Source organism: Alteromonas gracilis, from assembly GCF_043642145.1.
Lineage (GTDB): Bacteria > Pseudomonadota > Gammaproteobacteria > Enterobacterales > Alteromonadaceae > Alteromonas > Alteromonas gracilis_B.
The window spans coordinates 57,640-77,357 of record NZ_JBHZRZ010000009.1 but is presented as its reverse complement, the minus strand read 5'-3'; the positions used below and the strand labels follow the sequence as shown (position 1 = coordinate 77,357).

The following is a 19,718-nucleotide window of genomic DNA, read 5'->3' as shown; positions in this document are numbered from 1 at the left end:
CGTATACAAAGGCAAAATGTGACAAATTTTTCGTCGGTAGCCGCTTATTTGCTTAAGAAGTTTTGGCTGCTACTTGCCGTATTGCTTGTACTTTTCGCGCTGGTTTTAAGCGCTGCACGCTATGCTCTGCCGCATATTGAGCACAACAAACATCTGTTGGAAAACTATATTAATGAGCAGTACGGGGTAAATCTCTCGATTAACAGTGTGCATGCCGTCTGGCAGCGCAGCGGCCCAAGCATTGTGCTTAACTCAGTATCGCTTGCAAAAGACGAGGCATCGCCTGTTGCGCTGGATATTGGTCAAATTTACGTTGAGCTAGACTTTTGGCAGTCCATTCGCCATCGGCTAATCTCCTCTCGACGCTTCGAGTTACGCGGTCTTCACCTTGATATTGATGCCGATCGCCTATCGGGTGGCGGCAAAAATGACTTTCCTGTAGTTAACGCCTTAGAGCGCCTTTTTCTTGAGCAATTACAAAGCTTCTCGTTAGAAGATGGCGTGGTGTCAATTACACACCTTAAAGAAACCCAATCATTCGATATTCAGGGCTTATCTTGGAACAACCTTGATGAGCGCCACCAAGGTTTAGGGCAGCTCAAAGTTGCCGATTTAGCTGCTAATTCGGCGTCGTTTATTATTGATATCACCGGAACGCGGGAAGACTTTGAAGGGGTGTTTTACGCCAAAGCCGAAGAGCTGGATATCTCGCCTTGGGTGAGCGACCTTATTAAAACAAAGCGCCCTTTAGCCATGAGCCGAGCAAACTTTGAGGTGTGGGCGAACTTTACAAACAGTGAAGTTACCAGTGTACAAGCCGAGCTGGATGACAGCTTGTTACAGTGGGGGAGTGGCCGCGTAAAAACGGTAACGGGAATTAGCGGCGGCAGTCTTCAAGCGCTGCCTAATCATGACAATAAGCGCGGTGGCTGGAATGTCAGAGTAGACCAGCTAGTGGTAAATTCTAATGATGAAACCCTGACTACTGACCTTATTGGTAGCATCAGCAATAATGGCGATGCACTGATAAACACGGTGAAACCCGTGCAAATAAACCCATTCTTAATGCTGCTACCGCTGTTCATGGACGACACCAGTGAAGACGGAATTCGCGGTTTAAATCCCAAGGGCGAGTTGGCCACACTGCAAGTACAATGGCACAACGGTCAACCTTCATTGGCCGCGAAAGTTCTAGATTTACAATGGGACAAAACCGACAAAGTACCTGGGCTTTCATCCCTCGACGCCGATCTGTTTTGGTATAAAAATAACGGCGCGGTGTACCTTCAAAGCACAGATAGTTTATTAAGCGCCGCAGGTGTCATTAAAAAAGACATCAATGTCGATACATTTAAAAGCCAGTTTTACATTTATCCAGAAACTGGCAGTAACGGTAGTCAAGAATGGTTAGTAAAAGGGCACAACATGCTCTTTGATAGCGACACCGTTACTCTTGAGCCTCAGTTTAAGCTCAATACCGCAACGGGGTTTATGTCGTTATATGCCGATATTAGCCCGTTAGCGCTCAACGAGGTTAGCAACCTGTTTCCTAAAAACTTGATGGGTGCAAATACCGACAAATATTTAACGCGTGCGTTTACCGGAAAAGGCGAAATTGAGAATGCGCGCATACTATGGCACGGACGCACTGGTGACTTTCCGTTTGACGATAATACGGGTATTTTTCAAGCCAACGTCAGTATTAAACAAGGCGACTTTCTTTTCTCTCCAGATTGGCCTGCACTTAATGACCTAGACCTGTCTTTGTATTTTGTGAATGATGCATTGGTAATGGAGAGCCCAAGCGCAACATTGGCAGATGTGAAAATAAGTGACATGTCAGCGGCGATCCCAAGCTTTAGCCCTGACGCGCGCCTATTAATTTACGCTAATGGTGCGGGAACAGGCGACTCGCTTACTGCATTAATGATGGACTCGTCACTGAAAAACTCGTTGGGTAAAGTGCTTAATGAGAGTGTGCAAGTTAGCGGCCCGCTTTCTGCCGATATAAAGCTTGATATTCCTTTCAAGGGCAAAGATGTTGTGGCATCGGGCACCGCGCATTTATCGAATAACCCCGTTTATGTTACAACCACCAATATGCTTTTTGATAACGCCTCGGGAGACGTGTCTTTTGTCAACGGAGATATTGATGCCAAAGGCCTCAACGCGCGTTTTTTAAAGCAGCCAGTACAACTATCTTTATCGGGCAGACAAAACAAAACCTATGACTTAAACGTTTCGTTAGGTGGCCGCTGGCACGTGCACCCGTTAGCTAATTATGTCAATACCGACCTGACCAACTATATTGACGGTGAGAGCAATTGGAAAACCGAGGTAGACCTTGTGCTATCTAACAATGGCTTTTCTTATAGTGCTAACTTAACGGCTGACTTAACGGCGACGCAAAGCATTTTGCCAGCGCCTTTTACAACGTCTGTAGGCAATAGTTTACCCTTAAGCATAACGAGCAAAGGCGACAATAAAGCGTCGAGTGTAGAGGCGACGCTAGGTGGTGATATTCGCTTTGACGGCATATTACCGCACAAAGAAATGCAGTTTTCTCGTGCCCACTTAGCATTAGGTGATAGCGATATTAGAAATATTGGTACTGGCTTTAGTATCAGTGCGAATTTAGCCGAAGCAGACGTACAGGAATGGTTTAGCACCATCAATATGTTACTTTCTGGAAAAGGCGAAAAAGAGAGTGAGGGGCCAAATAAAGAGGTAGCTAACGCTCTGCCCAAAGAACAGGACGCTAAGCGCGAGGATTTGTTTGGCACGCCGTCGCGGATTTTCGCGAAAGCTGCCCAGCTTAATTTCGCGGGTCACAGTATCAAGAACGCAGAACTAAACGCGACAGAGCGCAATAAGGATTGGATTTTAGAATTAGCGTCACCGCAGGCAAGGGCAACCATTCGCATCAATAGTGATTTAGAGCAGCAAGGTATCGATATTAACGCAGATTATCTTTTGTTAGATAAACCTGTTGAAATGCTATCTGCTAACAAGGCTTCCCAAAACACAGATGAAGGCACCGCTGAAAATAAAGCGGAAGTGGCGCAAGAGAGCGATTCACCGTTTAACATCGACCCCAACACGCTACCTCCTATCTATTTTTACTGTCACTCTTGTGGCGTGCACGGTATTGATTTAGGCGAGATTACGCTTGATATTGCAAAAGAGGACAACGGTTTAACTATACGTCAGCTTTTAGTGAAGTCTGATGAAACCAACATTACTGCAAGCGGTTATTGGAAACACATAGGGGGTAACGTTCAAAGTTCATTGAACGGAACGCTAACCTCGCCAGACGTTGGGCAAATGTTGAAAGAGTATGGCGTTCAGTCGGGCATAAAAGATTCAAGTGCTAATGTGAAGTTCGATATCCACTGGCCTAATGCGCCGATGGATTTTGGATTTGAGGCGCTAAATGGCAACGTACAATGGTCGCTGTCTGATGGTTATCTTACCGAGCTTAGTGATAAAGGCTCACGCATCTTTACCCTGTTTAGTTTGAACTCGCTGGTAAGAAAGCTGAGCCTCGATTTTCGCGATGTATTTGCCAAAGGCTTCTTCTACGACGACATGGGCGGCACGCTGAATATTGTAAACGGTAAAGCTTATACTGACGACACTGAAATAGACGGTGGTGCGGGTGAAATAGAAATTATCGGTTTTACCGACCTTAACACCGGCGCTCTAAATTACAACGTGTCATTTGCGCCTAATGTAACGGGCAATTTACCGTTTTTAGTGTATTTCTTGGCTACGCCACCGACAGCGCTCGCCGCGCTAGCAATTGACCAAGTGCTAACCTCGGCGAAAGTTATTTCAAATGTGAACTATCGCGTGACGGGCACCATAAAAGATCCTAAGTTCGACGAAGTTGAACGCAATAGTAAAGATATCAGCTTACCTGCACAGAATGCGCCTGTACCAGCCAACCCGCAAGACAGGCCATTAACGGAAGACGACCTGCGCAGGCTTAAAATGGAGGTGATTGATGGTTAACTTAGTTGCGTTACAAATGACGTCTACACCAAACGTGATAGAAAATCTCGATACCGTGGCCAAACAGATGGCGTCAACTAACATTGAACAAAATAGTGTGGTTGTTCTACCCGAGTGTTTCGCCTGCTTTGGTGGAAAAGATAAAGGGCAATTAGCCGTTGCCGAGATAAAAGGCGAGGGCATTATTCAGCGCCGTTTGTCAGCGTTGGCTGAGCAATATCGATGCTATCTTGTGTCGGGAACGTTTCCTGTAAAAACAGCGAACTCTGAGAAATTTTCTGCGGCCTGCATGTTGTTCGGGCCAAATGGCCAGGTGTTAGCTGATTACCGAAAAATTCATATGTTTGATGTATCGGTAAACGACAATACGGGGAGTTATCGAGAGTCGGCCACAACAGAAGCGGGAAGCGAAGTGGTCACTGTTCGAACACCAATAGGCAACATTGGGCTTGCGGTGTGCTATGATGTCCGCTTTCCAGGGTTGTTCACTGCAATGGGTGACATCGATATTTTAGTATTGCCGGCGGCCTTCACCCAGCGCACAGGAGAGGCACATTGGCATGCCTTGTTGCAAGCGAGAGCCATTGAAAAGCAGTGCTTTGTCGTAGCTGCAAATCAAAGTGGCGTGCATGCAAACGGCCGAGAAACTTACGGTCACAGCATTGTGCTGTCGCCATGGGGCGAGACCCTTGCCGAACGAAAAACCGACACTGGGTTTGTTTCTGCAAGCGTAGATGTTGCAGAACGAGAAACCATAAAACAGAATATGCCGGTTGCCGAACATAACCGATTCAGGAGTCACTTTGTCTAAATCTGTTGAGCGTCATTTATTATCTGACTCAGGGCTAGATATTACTAAGCTAGAGCGTGCTTTAGCGACTATTCACCACCACGAAACCGACTATGCCGATTTATATTTTCAGTCTAGCCAACATGAGAGTTGGGTACTGGAAGACGGTATCATCAAAGAAGGTAGCTATAACATTGAGCGCGGTGTAGGCGTTCGTGCAATTAGCGGTGAAAAAACTGGGTTTGCTTATTCAGATGAAATAAGCGAAGAAGCTCTCACAAAAGCGTGTAAAGCAGCTCGCGGTATTGCGCCAAGCGGTGGTAAGCAGCAAGTTGCAGCATTGGGTCAAAAGCCTGTTGAGGCGCGCTACAGCGAAAACAATCCAATTCTTGCCATGCAAGATGCAGAGAAAATTTCTCTACTTAAAGCCGTAGACGCCTACATTCGCAAGCAGGAACCGTCGGCAAACCAAGTAGTGGTAAGCTTAAGCGGCGTTTATGAAGAGATTTTAGTAGCAGGCAGCGACGGTACTTTAGCAACTGATATTCGCCCGCTGGTACGTCTTAACTGTTCGGTATTGCTGGAAGAAGGCGACAGGCGCGAGCGCGGGTCCGCTGGCGCTGGTGGTCGCTACGCTTACTCGTTCTTTAAGCAAGACGAAAACGGCAAGCCTTATTACGAAACCTTGGCAGAAGATGCTCTGCACATGGCACGTGTAAATATGCAGGCTGTGGCATCACCTGCTGGTGCTATGCCTGTAGTATTAGGCAACGGCTGGCCTGGCGTGTTGCTTCACGAAGCGGTAGGTCACGGTCTTGAGGGTGACTTCAACCGTAAAGGTGCATCAACGTTCAGTGGTCGTATTGGTCAGCGTGTCGCGGCCAAAGGGGTTACTGTTGTCGATGACGGTACATTACACGACCGCCGAGGCTCGTTATCAGTAGATGATGAGGGCACACCCACAGCGCATAACGTACTTATTGAAGACGGTATTTTAAAAGGTTACATGCAAGATAAGCACAACGCCAAGCTAATGGGCGTAGCGCCTACAGGTAATGGTCGTCGAGAGTCTTACGCGCACCTTCCTATGCCTCGTATGACGAACACCTATATGCTGGAAGGCCAGTATGACCCGAAAGAAATTATTGCCTCAATAGAAAAAGGCATTTATGCGCCGAACTTTGCTGGTGGGCAGGTGGATATTACATCGGGTAAATTCGTGTTCTCTAGCGCTGAAGCTTACCTAATTGAAAACGGTAAAATTACCGCACCTGTGAAAGGGGCAACCTTAATTGGTAACGGCCCAGAAGTTATGCAGAAAATTTCAATGATAGGCAACGATACTGCGCTTGATAAGGGCGTTGGTGTGTGTGGAAAAGACGGACAAAGCGTGCCGGTTGGTGTAGGTCAGCCAACGCTTAAAATAGATGAACTAACGGTAGGCGGAACCGCCTAACAATTGTACAATGCCACTGGCTTGCGCCAATGCAAGTCAGTACTGTGCTTCGTGTTTTGTTCTAGATAAAGGGAATTATCAATGTTTATTAGTGTATTAAAATGGATGGCTATCGCAGTACTGGTTTTAGTGGCCTCAGCTGTAGGATACGCTCTCTTTGTTCAGCTTTCTTTTGACAGCACGAAGCCCATCGAAAACTATGGCAATGTAGACACTGCCCTTTTCACGGACAAGTCACAAACACGCCCTCTTCTTGTTTATTTTGGCGGCAGCGAGGGTGGCAACAGCATGACAAAGCCATCTAATGTATCTGAACGAAACCAGTATTTAGATGCGGGCTACGCTGTTCTCGCGGTAGGGTATTTCAAGATGCCAGGTTTGCCCGAAGAACTTGATCGTATATCGCTAGATGCAATTTACGAGAAAGTAACAGAGGCCCAGCAATTGCCCTTTATTAACTCTCAGTGTGTTGCTGTAATGGGAGGTTCTAAGGGGGCTGAGTTGGCTTTGCTGCTTGCATCATTATATCCTGACATCAACGGTGCTGTTGCCTTCGCTGGTAGCCATGTTTCTTTTGCAAGCCCCTCTTTCAGGACAGGAGCGTCTACCGCTTCGTTTCAGCACAATGGTCGTGACATCCCCTTTGTTCAGATACCAAATGGCGCTATTCCTAGCATGCTTACCGGAGATTTCCGCGAAGCACATAATATTGCCCTTGAACAAGGCGCACAGGAAGCAGCAAATGCAGCCATTCGCGTTGAGAATATAAAGGGGGCAGTGCTGCTAGTATCTGGTGAAAACGATCATGTTTGGCCGTCTGCAGAAATGTCAGACAAAGTCATAAAGCGGCTTAAGGAAAACAAATTTGCTTACCCGTACGAACATATTGTGGCACCTGGCGGTAATCACTTTACGCCCCAAAGCGACTACCATGATCGTGCGATAGCCTTCTTAAATAAACATTTTAAGACTACTTGCCAAAGTGAAACCAACGAAAAAAAGGCGTAGAAGCATCGTAACGCTGCGTTGAATTAGGTGTTCTCGTATCTTCCTGTTTGTACTACGCTAGATAAGTCAAAACAGCAGGCTTCCATTTCTTGGAAGCCATGCATATTCATTTCAGAAAATGCGCCTTATTCGTCATCAAGCATGACGTCTTTTAAGTACTGAAACAGCTCTCTGAACGCTTTAGGCGGTGCATTTTTTTCACGCTCTTTTTTAATTTGGCGGTGAAATTGGCGAAGCTTTTGGCGGTCTAACTCAGGGTGCGCTTCGATAAGCTTTTGAATGGCGGGGTCGCCTTGTTCAATTACGGCCTCGCGCGCTTTCTCCAATGCATGAAATGCAGCATTACTGGCTTGGTGTTGGTGAGTAATTTTTGCTAGCGCTTCTTCAATAGGCGCAGTATCACGTTGGCGTAAAACCTTTCCAATAAACTGCAGCTGGCGGCGGTAGCCGTCTTTTTTCTTATTCACCTTGCGCGCAATAGCAACGGCGTCAGCAAGCTCTTCATCCATCGGGATCGTTGCTATGTGAGCATCGGTTAAGTTAACCAACGTTTCACCTAGTTTGTGAAGCTCTTTGGCTTGACGCTTTAGCTCAGTTTTACTGATTAACTCTTCTTCTTCGAACTCATCTGCTTGCGCATCTTCGAAGTAAGGATCTTCAGGAGAATTGTATTTCTGATCACTCATTTCAAACTCATTAGTGTTACACTTTAGCTAAATTGTAACTATCACAGTCGAATTAAGACAGCGAAACTTACTATGCAAATTGAGCAGCAGTTAGCCGACATACAAAATGTCGTAGATGATGTACTGAAATTAGCCCTTTCTAAAGGCGCAACACAAGCCGAAGCCAGCATGTCTAAAGTGCAGGGCATTGCCGTATCTTCACGTATGCAAGAAGTTGAAAACGTTGAGTTTACTAACGATGGTGGTTTGGGTATTAGCGTTTATGTAGGTAAGCGAAAGGGCAGTGCGTCTACCGCAGATTTAAGCAAAGCGGCATTAACGCTCGCAGTAGAAAAAGCCGTGGATATTGCACGCTATACCAGTGAAGATCCTTGCACAGGTCTAGCCGATGCCGACCTTATTGCCACTGAATTTCCCGATTTAGATCTGTATCACCCTGAAGAGCTTGATACAGAAAAAGCCATTAAAACGGCAATCGAGGCTGAAACAGCGGCGATGAATTATGACTCGCGCATTACCAACTCAGACGGCGCCTCATATAACGCGAATTTAGGCATGCGTGTGTATGGTAATACTCACGGCATAAATGCGGGCTATCCAAGCAGCCGTTATTCACTAAGCTGTATGGTGATTGGCGCACAAGATGACGATATGCAGCGCGATTATGCGTACACGGTAAGTCGAAATGCCTCATTGCTGCAATCAGCAAGCTCTGTAGGTGAGGAAGCGGCAAAAGCTACAGTAGACCGCTTAGGTGCCCGCAAAATTAATACGGCCAATGTGCCAGTCGTGTTACATCGCGATATAGCGTCAAGCTTGTTTGGTCATTACGTTGGCGCCATCAGTGGCGGCAGTTTGTATCGTCGTTCAAGCTTCTTACTGGATAGCTTGGGCAAACAGGTATTCCCTGACTGGCTTAATATCGAAGAGCGCCCGTTTATCAAAGGTGGTCTTGCTAGTTCAAGCTTCGATAACGAAGGCGTAGCCTGTTCAGACATGACCATTGTAGATGCAGGTAAATTGGCCACATACCTTTACACCACTTATTCTTCGCGCAAGCTTAATACCCGTTCAAACGGTCACGCAGGTGGCATTCACAATTGGCTAGTAGGCGATACGGGTCATAGCGACGCTGAGCTTTTAAAAGAAATGGGCACCGGGCTGTTTGTAACCGAGCTAATGGGTCAAGGGGTTAACGGCGTAACCGGTGATTATTCGCGCGGAGCGGCAGGCTTCTGGGTTGAAAATGGCATCATTCAATACCCAGTACATGAAGTAACCATTGCGGGTAATTTAAAAGATATGTTTAAAGGCATTGTGGCCATTGGTGCGCAAAAAGATGTGCGCGGTAGCGTGCAGACTGGCTCTGTGCTCATTGACCAAATGAAAATAGCAGGTAGCTGATAAACGCTAGCTCCTGCTTCTTTAGTTGCACTTATAGCTGCACGTTAAATGCGACAGAGGCAAGGCACACTCATGTTGATGGTTTTCACTTATTGCCTAGGCGGAATTCAGTGGGTGAAACTCCCGTAGATTTTTTGAAGCGCTTCGAAAACGTAAACACATTCGCATAACCCACGTAATTTGCGATATAAGCAACGGGCCACCGAGTACTTAACAGTAAACTTTTGGCTCGTGCCATGCGCAAGTGAATAACGTGTTGCTTGGGGCTTCGCCCGAACAACTGCAGGCACAAGCGGTGCAAGTGAGGCGCCGAATAATGGGCTTTCTCACTTAAGCTTTGCATATCCCAGTCAAATTGCAGCTGCTTATCTACAGCAGAAAACAAGTTGTGCAGTCTATTAAGTTGGCGAGCTTGTTTATCGTCTTGTACCTGCGGCCCACCCGTTGATGTTTCTACAATACGTTGTAAATACCTAGTCACCACCTGCATTGCAGCATTTCTGTTATCGGCATCGCGCTCTAGATATAGCAGCTCCATAGCATGATGCAGCCCTTCCAGTTTTGCGTTATCAACAATAACGGCGTGGTTTTTCTTAAATGCTTTCCATCGCTCAGCGTTAGACAAATTGAGCCAAATAATATCCCACTGGCTGCTAACTATACTCACCTCAAAGCTTTGGTTTGCAGGCAACACAATAAGCTGGCCTTCCTGTAAAGGCAGTTCGCCTGTGGGCATGCGGAACTTTCCAACCCCATTAATGCTGTAAAACAGCGTGTGATTCGGCGGTGTTACGCGACCAACTGTGTAGTTGCCTGATAAATTAGAGCATCCAGCAAGCTCAATATCTATATCGCTTATTTGTGGCGCGTTGCTGCTATCAATAAAGCGTTCAAAGCAGCTGGGGCCAATATCTACGATGTCATTGAAGGCGGCTGGCATAAAGGTAAAGTGATAGTTTTGGATAAATAGATGAAAGATTAGAGCATAATGGATTTGTGAAAAGTTAGCTATATTGCATTTATCTAAACCGTAAAGGATATGACATGCAAAGCGTTGCGCAAATAGTGGCCCAAAACGATTGGCAAAACCCGGTCGTGTTTCAGCGAAATCGTATTAATGCTCACAGTCCACACCACGGATATGCATCGTTAGAAGATGCCCTGCACAACACCAATGCGCAAAAGCGCAGTTTAAACGGTGAGTGGGACTTTCGTTTATTCAACGCGCCAAACCAAGTACCCGAAAGCTTGCTTTCTGCAACGCTAGATAAGGCAGAGTCAGACCAATGGCAGCCTATTACCGTGCCCTCAAACTGGCAGCTACAAGGCTACGACAAACCCATTTATTGCAATGTTAAATATCCTTTTGCGGTTAACCCACCTGTTGTGCCTCATGAAAACCCAACAGGGTGCTATCGCACTACGTTTACGGTAACTAAAACACAGTTAAAACAGCGTAACCATATTGTGTTTGAAGGTGTGAACAGCGCGTTTCACTTGTGGTGTAATGGTGCATACGTCGGCTATTCGCAAGACAGCCGTTTACCTGCCGAGTTTGATTTGTCGCACTTACTTATTGAAGGTGAAAACCGCTTGGCGGTCATGGTGATCAGGTGGTCTGATGGCAGCTATTTAGAAGATCAGGACATGTGGTGGCTAAGCGGTATTTTCCGCGATGTTAACTTAGTGACTAAACCCCAACACCACATTCAAGATGTGTTCGTAACGCCAAACCTTGATGCATGCTATCGCGATGCAACGGTATCAGTGCGCAGTGCTATTAATGCACCTTCTACTCATAAAGTGGGCATCCAGCTTTTCGATGGTGATATGGCTGTTACAGAGCAAGTCGTTACAGGTACTAATAACAAGCGTATTGATGAAAAGGGCGGCTGGGATGATGTGGTTTTTCAGACATTACATGTTAAAGAGCCCAAGCACTGGACTGCCGAAACGCCTTATTTGTACCGCATTGTGGTGTCACTGATTGATGAGAGCGGCAATGCAGTAGACTTTGAAGCCCATAGTGTTGGCTTTAGAAATGTTGAAATGAACAACGGTCAGTTGTTGGTAAATGGCAAAGCGGTGCTTATTCGCGGTGTAAACCGTCATGAGCACCACCAAACAAAAGGCCATGCTATAAATGAAGCTGACATGCTTGAAGACATTAAGTTGTTAAAGCAGAACAACTTTAATGCGGTGCGTACTGCACACTATCCTAATCATCCAAGATGGTATGAGCTTTGTGATGAATATGGGCTTTATGTGGTAGACGAAGCTAACATTGAAACCCATGGTATGTTCCCCATGGGAAGGCTGTCTCGCGACCCGCTGTGGGCTGGCGCTTACATGGCGCGTTTTACGCAAATGGTTGAACGCGATAAAAATCACCCTAGCATTATCATCTGGTCGTTAGGTAATGAGTGTGGCCATGGTCCAACCCATGATGCCATGTACGGCTGGGCGAAATCCTTTGACTCTTCACGTCCTGTTCAGTACGAAGGGGGCGGTGCAGATACTACCGCCACTGATATTATCGCACCCATGTATGCGCGAGTTGATACCGACGTAAAAGATGACGCTGTGCCTAAATGGGCGATTAAGAAGTGGTTATCTATGCCAGGAGAGCATCGCCCGATTATTTTGTGTGAATATGCCCATGCAATGGGAAATAGTTTGGGCAGCTTTGATGAATACTGGAAAGCATTTAAAGCGTACCCTCGTCTTCAAGGTGGCTTTATTTGGGATTGGGTTGACCAAGGGCTAACTAAGCATACAGATAACGGCGAAGCCTACTGGGCTTACGGTGGTGACTTTGGTGATACCGACAACGACAGGCAGTTTTGTATTAATGGTTTGTTGTTCCCAGATAGAACGCCTCACCCGCATTTATTTGAGGCAAAATATTGTCAGCAACACTTAAGTTTTTCGCTAATTGAAAAAGACGGCACGCTGCGCCTTTCCATTCTAAGCGACTATCTATTTAGGCACACCGATAACGAGCTGTTGCGCTGGCAAGTACTAGAAAACGGTACCGCGGTTGCTGAAGGTGAATGCTCAATTGACATAGCGCCACAGCAAACCCAAACGCTTACGCTAAACCCTGAGTTTACATTCATTCCGGGCGCAACGTATCACGTAAACATTGATGTGGTATTGGCAAATGATTGTCCGTGGGCGGAAGCAGGGCATGTCACAGACACCGCACAGTTAGGGCTGACCAATAGAAGCGGTATTGTGACGTTTTCCTCCAACACTGAACGAGCAAATGGCGACCTTGTATCTGAAATAAAGCTTAAGAAAACAGAGGCTGAGCTAGTCGTAAACGTTCAAGACCAAGCGTTTCGTATCAATCGAGAAACAGGCCTATTAACCTCGTGGCGCAACGGCGAAGAAGAAACCCTTAGCGCGCCCCTTGAAGATAATTTCTTCAGAGCGCCCCTTGATAATGATATTGGGGTAAGCGAAGTGGATAACCCAGACCCGAATGCATGGGAGTCGCGCTGGCGCCGCGCAGGAATAGGCAATTGGGAGCGCACGTGTACAAGCGTAGAGGTAGCTGAAAGCTCAGGTGACGTACGTATAACATCGTTATTTGAGTATCACTTTGAAGACAAACTGGTAGCTGCAACTAAATGGGTATACACCATTAATGCGTTTGCAGAGCTAACTGTAGATGTAGAGGTGCTGTTAGATGATAGCTTACCGCCTATGCCGCGCATTGGTTTACAAACTGCGGTGCCTGCGCCTGTTGCTGAAACGTTGCCAAGCCAGCAAGCGATAAACTCTGCACAGAAACCAGAGCAAAATACAGCGTTGATGAATGTTGAATGGCAAGGTTTGGGACCGTTTGAGAACTATCCCGATAGAAAAGCCGCAGCGCGCTTTGGGCACTACTCATTGCCAATTACCGATATGCAAACGCGCTACATATTCCCTACAGACAATGGTTTGCGGTGTGACTGTACTCAGCTTGCCGTTGGCAGGCTTAACGTTGCCGGGCAGTTTCACTTCAGCGTAAGCGAATACGGCCAAGCGCAGCTAGATAATGCGAAGCATACCTGTGACTTAACACCGCAAGACAGTGTATTTGTGTATATTGATCACGCTCACATGGGGGTAGGTGGCGATGACTCGTGGAGCCCTAGTACACACAAAGCCTTTTTGTTAGAACAGAAGTACTACCGTTATACGTTGACGCTGAGCCTTCAATAATGGATTAGCATGCACAAAAAAGCCGCTACACAGTAGCGGCTTTTTATTAATTCAATACTTATTCAGATTGGGTCTTAGCCGTCAACCTGACCACAGAAGCGGTAACCTTCACCGTGAATAGTTACAATCAACTCTTCATCTGTAGGATCTGATTCGAAGTGCTTACGAATACGACGAATAGTTACGTCTACTGTACGGTCGTTCGGACGAAGTTCACGGCCAGTCATTTCCATAATTAGCTGTTCGCGGGTAAGAATTTTACCCGGGTTGCTAAGGAACAAGTGAAGGGCACGGAATTCACTACGCGGCAAACGGAATTCTTTACCATTAGGCGAAATCAGTGAGCGGCTATCACCGTCAAGTGTCCAACCGTTAAAGCTTACACGGCTTGGTAAATCGTCATCTTCAGAAGAGTTAGTAGTACGAGACAGTAAGTTGCGTGCGCGAATAGTAAGTTCACGAGGGTTGAAAGGCTTGGTCAAATAATCGTCTGCGCCAATTTCAAGACCTAGAATACGGTCAACGTCGTTATCACGACCCGTTAAGAAAATAAGACCTACATTTTTACGGTCGCGTACTTCACGCGCCAAAATTAGGCCATTTTTACCCGGAAGATTGATATCCATGATAACCAAATTGATCGCGTGATTCTCGAAGAAATCATGCATTTGATCACCATTTTCGGCCTCAAACACATTATACCCTTCCGCTTCAAACAAACTCTTAAGCGTGGTACGGGTTACCACTTCATCTTCAACAATTAACACATTTGGCGTTTGCATGGTGTTTTACACTCTTTCTAAAATACGATTTAAGCAACTTACTGGTTAAATTTTAATATTCATGCACTTGATTGCAAGCAACTTGTGAATATTCTTACTGTAAAGGTATTGGGGTTAGCCAATAAAAATCAAGAAAAGTTCATACTTTATACAACTATTCCGACGTTTTCGCATTATCCACGGGGAAGATAATTACAAACTCCACACCGTTGCCTTCCTCGCTAGTTATTGATATTGAACCGTTGAGGGCTTGCGTTACTAGGTTGTATACCAAGTGCATTCCAAGTCCAGAGCCACCTTGCCCACGTTTTGTGGTAACAAAAGGGTCGAATATTCGCTTGCGAATTTCTGGAGGAATACCTTTTCCGTTGTCGGTATAAACAAGCTTGAGCTTATTGCTACTAACCAATTCGGCACGAATATCAATCGTACCTTCTTCCATGGTTTCAAACCCATGGATAACCGAATTCATGATTAAGTTAATCAAGATTTGATTTATTGGGCCAGCCTTCGTTTCAACGCTAAGGGTAGGGTCGCAATCTACGTTGATGTTGTGTTTTAATTTTTTTAGTCGAGGCTGCAATGACAGTAGTATCTCATTAACTAGCTGTACAACGCAAAAACTTCGGCTAGATTCTGAGGTTTGATCTACTGCAACTTGCTTAAAACTACTAATAAGTTCGGCTGCCCTGTTCAAATTACGGTAAATAATGTTTAGATTTTCGTTACTTTCATCCAAAAAACGCTTCATTGCGCTGGCTTTCAACGTTTTGTTTTCAAAATCTTTTTGAATTACAGCCAGTCTATCTAACATCATCGTTGAGGCGGTTACACCTAAACCAATAGGCGTATTTACCTCATGGGCCACGCCCGCAACCATGTCACCTAAAGACGCCATTTTTTCATTTTGTACAATTTGGCGCTGGAACTGATGCAGTTTTTCCAATGTTTGAATAAGCTCTTGGTTCGCATCTTTAAGTGCGGTGGTACGGTGGCTTACCATTTCTTCCAAGCTGGCATTGAGTTTTCTGTGCTGCTCTTCAGCTTGCCTTTGCTTTTGCATGTACTCTTGCATTCGATGCAGCATTACATTCACAGCGTCGGCAAGAATATCCAGTTCGCGAATACTAGAGCCGCTGGCACGCGCTGAGTAGTCGCGTTGTCTTGAGGTACGCTGTAAAAAGCTTGCTATTTTTTCAAATGGGCCAGTTACAATGCGCTGCATTCTTACTGCACAAAAAAAACTAATGGCTAGAAGTGCTAATGCAAACGCTAAATTTAACCAAACTGACTTACCTACTAGTTGGTTGAAGTTGTTTGAAGATACCCTTAAATAAACCCAGCCTAATTGAATGTTAGTTTCTCTATCAAAAACTTTGGTGCTAAGTTCAAGGTATTCGCCGTTGCCAGCCAATTGAGGCGTCAAAAACAGCGACGTTAGCTGGTTTTCTTTGCCTCCTAACAGTAATTGGCCTTCTTTGTTGTATGAGGCAAATATTTGAGGTTCGTTGTCATCGCTTTGCGCTTTGTAGATATGCGCATTTAAAACATGGTCCGCAGCGGAAAGGTTGCTTAATGCAATTTCTATTCGTTCAGGCGTTTCATCGTAAAGATACCTGGCTGAACTAGTGGCGACCAGTTTTGCCAATGTGAGTGTATTTGACTCGAGGTTATTACGGTAAGTTGTTATTTGTGTATACACGGCAAGGCCAGACATTACCGCAAGCGAAAAGGTGGCAATTGACATTACCACCCAAAGAAATAGGCTCTTTATAGAAAGCTTAACTGCTTTATCCGTCATAAACGTTTTGCGCACTGCCCACCAGCGTCTTCCATTTAACAATATTGGCGCAAAATCATGTAAAAGGAAAGGCGCCTACAAACAATAGTTAAAGTAAACCTGGTCTACTTATTTAAGGTTGAAAGGTACAACTGCTGATAATTTTTAGCAGCTGTTTCCCACGTAAATCGCGTTCTCATTCCTCGTTGCTGCATGGCTCTAAATTTTCCCGCATCCTCGTAGAACGCCAGTAGTGCACGTCGAATGCACGACAGTAGGGCGTACGGTGTTGGCTCGCCAAACACAAAGCCTGTGCCATCTTTGTCATTGCTGTAATCAATGACCGTATCTTTTAAGCCGCCAACCGAGCGGACTATTGGTATTGTGCCATACGCTAAACTGTACATTTGATTTAAGCCGCAAGGCTCAAACTGAGATGGCATTAGGAAAAAGTCAGCACCGGCTTCAACTAAATGAGCATGCTCAGAGCTAAAACCGTTAATAAAAGCAAACTGGTCAGGGTGTTGCTGTGCAAATTCGCCTAAGTCCATACATACTTTGGGATCGCCTGTACCTACAATCACCATTTGAACATTGTGTTTAATTAGTTCATCCAAAATTGGCAATATATAACTAAAACCTTTTTGTTCGGTTAGGCGGCAAACCATACCAATCACTGGCACATTGTTATTAACGGGTAACCCAGACTTCTCTTGTAACGCGCGCTTACAAACGGTTTTAGGGTGAAGGTTATCCACGCTGTAATTTTCTGGCAAAAACTTGTCTGTTTCGGGGTTCCACTGGGTGTAATCACAACCATTGAGAATACCGCTTAAATCAGCTTGGCGATTTACAAGACGCTCGTGAAGCCCATGGCTGCCTAAATCGGTAAGTAATTCACTGGCGTAGTTTGGGCTAACCGTTGTGACTTTAGTGGCAAACTCAATTCCACTTTGAAGCATATTTATATAGCCGCCATGTACTTGTGCCAGAATACTTGGGTGGTGGCGCAAGAAAGGTATAGAGTCTAGCTTATGTACACCTTGAAATGCCGCGTTGTGGATAGTGAATACGGTTTTTGTATTAGCAAAGTAGCCAGATTTATCGTGAGTAAGCAAAAACGGCAACATGGCAGCATGCCAGTCGTGGCAATGAATAACATCAGGCTTTTTATCTATGGCTTTTAACGCCTGTAGCACTGCGCCGCTAAAAAAGCTGAAACGTTCACCATTGTCTTCGTAAGCTTCAAATGCATTGGCGTAGAGCCCATCACGCATAAAATGTTCAGGCGAATCTATAAAATAAATAGGGATGTCGTTCCACTGCAAATAGCGTATTTCAAAGTGATACACCTGACCTTCAGTGAATAGCGTTTGTTTCTCAGTTATAGCGGGGAGGTTCAGTTGCTGTGCCAACACTTGATAATAGGGCATCACAATAGTGATGTTCTCGCCCAAGTCGTGTAGCGCGAGTGGGAGTGCTTTCCCCACATCTGCAAGGCCGCCGGTTTTTACCAACTCTTCAACTTCTGAAATAGCAAATACAATATTCACAGGTGATCTCCCAGAGCGTAACGTGCAGTGCACTAGTAATGCTTAATATAGTGTACGGAAAAAGCGCTGTGAGCCATTGTGTTTTAAACACAATGGCATTTAGCAACAGGTGGTAGTGCTAAATTAGCACAAGCTTATAATTATTTTAATTACAAAGCCGCTTGATAGACAGAAAATTGCGATGTTTGTGCAGTAGTATATACCGTTTGGAAGTGCTCAGACAGTAAACCCGGATAAGGTAGGAAACGGTTTGCAACCATTTGCATAGTACCACCGCGAGTTAAGCACGCTTTAGCATCGGAAATAAAACGCTTAGTGATGGTGTAGTCTGTTTTAATGCCTGTATGAAACGGTGGGTTTGTTACAATGTGCTGTACCTTATTCGTTATACCGTGCAAGCCATCTGCAGCATATAGGGTTGCTGTTAAGTTATTTTCGGCAAGGGTAAGCGCACTACAGTAAACCGCAAGAGCACTAACATCGGTTAAGTGCAGCTTCAAGTGTGGGTATTTCAGCATAATGTAGCTAGCTATCACGCCTGCGCCACACGCAAAGTCCAGTATTTCACCGCTTAGAGAGGTTGAGAGTTTTTCTAGTAAAAGCTCTGTTCCCGCGTCTAGCTCTTTATAACTAAACACCCCTGGCATTGATGCGACCTGCCATGTGGTGCCTTCAACGTTATAGGTATTAATGTCAATCCATGCTTCGGCTTCAAAGGCAATATGCGGCTCTTCAACCACAACTGTAACTAAGCTGCAGTGGCGTGCCGAATCAACTTTTTGCGTAGGGCCGTATTGTTGCATTAGTTTAGCGGCACTTTTTATTCCGCCTTTGTTTTCACCCACCACGTGAATACGACCATTTTGACCAACCATACTGGCAGCCATTCGTAGCAACATTTGAAAATGCGTTTTTGCTTTGGGTAAGAAAATCATCACATCGGTGTGTGAATTTTCTAGTGCCACGAAAGGTGTGAAAATATGGGTATGGTTGCCAACTTTTTGCGCAACCTCAAAACCTGTGCGGGTAATATCTCGGCTATCAAAAGATACCGAAGGAACCACTCTTACGCACTCTGAAAAAATATCAAAATACTGATGAATTACCGTGACTTCTTGCGACTTTAAACCGTCTAGAAAGTAGGCGTCAGATGGATTTACAAACGCCCATTGGCCTTCATCAAAAAGCGCAATATTACGTTCTAGCAGTTGGCTTTGAGGAGATAATATCATTACTTAGTACGCTCGAAGATTAAGTCCCACACGCCGTGGCCTAGTTTTTGACCGCGGGTTTCAAACTTAGTGATAGGGCGATATTCAGGGCGTGGTACGTAATCACCGTTAGTTGAAGTATTGGTATAACCCTCAGCATTGTTCATGACCTCGGCCATGTGTTCGGCATAGTGCTCCCAGTCAGTTGCCATATGAAAACACCCGCCAATAGCCAATTTGGTGCGAACAAGTTCAACAAATTCAGGTTGTACAATGCGACGTTTGTGGTGGCGTTTCTTGTGCCACGGATCAGGGAAAAACAATTGTAGGCGAGACAAAGAACCGTCAGGGATCATATTTTTTAGCACTTCTACTGCATCATGGTCCATAACGCGCAAGTTCTCTACGCCATGCTCGCTAGCATCAGCTAGGCATGCGCCAACGCCTGGGCGATGAACTTCAATGCCGATAAAGTCTTTTTCAGGTGCATTCGCAGCCATTTCAACTAATGACTTGCCCATACCAAAACCAATTTCAACGACAACAGGCGCGCTTCGGCCAAACACTTCTGATAACGACAGCGGTGCTTCAACGTAGTCTATGCCTTTCGTTGGCCAGAAATCTGCCAGCGCTTTTTCTTGCGCTTTCGTAAGTCTACCTTCGCGCTTAACGAAGCTTTTTACTTTGCTAACGTATACTCCAGCGGCTTCTGCTTCCGCCTGACTTTTGAATTGCCTCATTTGCAATGCCTTTCTTACCCAATTTTCTGGTGGCGCATTATCCATTTACCCACGGCTTATGCAACGTTATAGAGTAAAA

At 45.5% G+C, this 19,718-nt stretch carries 13 protein-coding genes; 6 read left to right on the top strand and 7 right to left on the bottom strand.

Translation table 11 applies throughout. The features are described from left to right. Positions 1-18: 18 nt before the first annotated feature. The 4 genes from ACHUFN_RS15735 to ACHUFN_RS15720 all read left to right on the top strand — a co-directional run bounded on the left by ACHUFN_RS15735 (position 19) and on the right by ACHUFN_RS15720 (position 7,268). Positions 19-4,014, top strand: coding sequence for a YhdP family protein (locus ACHUFN_RS15735; protein WP_394223385.1), 3,996 nt, complete (start codon positions 19-21; stop codon positions 4,012-4,014). Then, the gene (locus tag ACHUFN_RS15730) at positions 4,007-4,825 is read left to right on the top strand and encodes a carbon-nitrogen hydrolase family protein (protein WP_394223384.1); all 819 of its coding nucleotides are present in this window, start codon (positions 4,007-4,009) and stop codon (positions 4,823-4,825) included. The genes ACHUFN_RS15735 and ACHUFN_RS15730 overlap by 8 nt, the downstream gene beginning before the upstream one ends. After that, the gene (tldD, locus tag ACHUFN_RS15725; protein ID WP_394223383.1) at positions 4,818-6,260 is read left to right on the top strand and encodes a metalloprotease TldD; all 1,443 of its coding nucleotides are present in this window, start codon (positions 4,818-4,820) and stop codon (positions 6,258-6,260) included. Before ACHUFN_RS15730 ends, tldD begins: the two co-directional genes overlap by 8 nt. A gap of 81 nt (positions 6,261-6,341) precedes the next feature. Continuing rightward, positions 6,342-7,268, top strand: a complete 927-nt coding sequence (locus ACHUFN_RS15720) for an acyl-CoA thioester hydrolase/BAAT C-terminal domain-containing protein (protein WP_394223382.1) — start codon at positions 6,342-6,344, stop codon at positions 7,266-7,268. A gap of 125 nt (positions 7,269-7,393) precedes the next feature. On the opposite strand, the gene yjgA is transcribed toward ACHUFN_RS15720, so the two are convergent. Next, on the bottom strand, positions 7,394-7,954 hold the full coding sequence (gene yjgA, locus ACHUFN_RS15715; RefSeq protein WP_394223381.1) for a ribosome biogenesis factor YjgA: 561 nt from the start codon (positions 7,952-7,954) through the stop codon (positions 7,394-7,396). A gap of 72 nt (positions 7,955-8,026) precedes the next feature. Here yjgA and pmbA point away from each other — a divergent pair, with 72 nt between their 5' ends. Beyond that, on the top strand, positions 8,027-9,358 hold the full coding sequence (pmbA, locus tag ACHUFN_RS15710) for a metalloprotease PmbA (RefSeq protein WP_394223380.1): 1,332 nt from the start codon (positions 8,027-8,029) through the stop codon (positions 9,356-9,358). 85 nt (positions 9,359-9,443) lie between these two features. On the opposite strand, the gene ACHUFN_RS15705 is transcribed toward pmbA, so the two are convergent. Then, on the bottom strand, positions 9,444-10,298 hold the full coding sequence (locus ACHUFN_RS15705; RefSeq protein ID WP_394223379.1) for a helix-turn-helix transcriptional regulator: 855 nt from the start codon (positions 10,296-10,298) through the stop codon (positions 9,444-9,446). A gap of 104 nt (positions 10,299-10,402) precedes the next feature. On the opposite strand from ACHUFN_RS15705, the gene ACHUFN_RS15700 reads away from it, so the two are divergent. Continuing rightward, a complete protein-coding gene (locus ACHUFN_RS15700) occupies positions 10,403-13,573 on the top strand; it encodes a beta-galactosidase (RefSeq protein ID WP_394223378.1) in 3,171 nt (1,056 codons plus the stop codon). A gap of 74 nt (positions 13,574-13,647) precedes the next feature. Here the strand turns inward: ACHUFN_RS15700 and arcA are convergent, their stop codons facing one another. The 5 genes from arcA to trmB form a co-directional block, all read right to left on the bottom strand. Next, complete coding sequence (gene arcA, locus ACHUFN_RS15695; protein WP_014996957.1) at positions 13,648-14,355, bottom strand: two-component system response regulator ArcA; 708 nt, start codon at positions 14,353-14,355, stop codon at positions 13,648-13,650. A 154-nt stretch (positions 14,356-14,509) separates the two neighbouring features. Beyond that, a complete protein-coding gene (locus ACHUFN_RS15690; RefSeq protein ID WP_394223377.1) occupies positions 14,510-16,156 on the bottom strand; it encodes a HAMP domain-containing sensor histidine kinase in 1,647 nt (548 codons plus the stop codon). A gap of 104 nt (positions 16,157-16,260) precedes the next feature. After that, positions 16,261-17,688 (bottom strand): glycogen synthase GlgA, encoded by a 1,428-nt coding sequence (gene glgA, locus ACHUFN_RS15685; protein ID WP_394223376.1) that lies wholly within the window; start codon positions 17,686-17,688, stop codon positions 16,261-16,263. Between the two features lie 149 nt (positions 17,689-17,837). After that, complete coding sequence (locus ACHUFN_RS15680) at positions 17,838-18,920, bottom strand: methyltransferase (protein WP_394223375.1); 1,083 nt, start codon at positions 18,918-18,920, stop codon at positions 17,838-17,840. Next, the gene (trmB, locus tag ACHUFN_RS15675) at positions 18,920-19,639 is read right to left on the bottom strand and encodes a tRNA (guanosine(46)-N7)-methyltransferase TrmB (RefSeq protein ID WP_394223518.1); all 720 of its coding nucleotides are present in this window, start codon (positions 19,637-19,639) and stop codon (positions 18,920-18,922) included. Before trmB ends, ACHUFN_RS15680 begins: the two co-directional genes overlap by 1 nt. Positions 19,640-19,718: the final 79 nt, after the last annotated feature.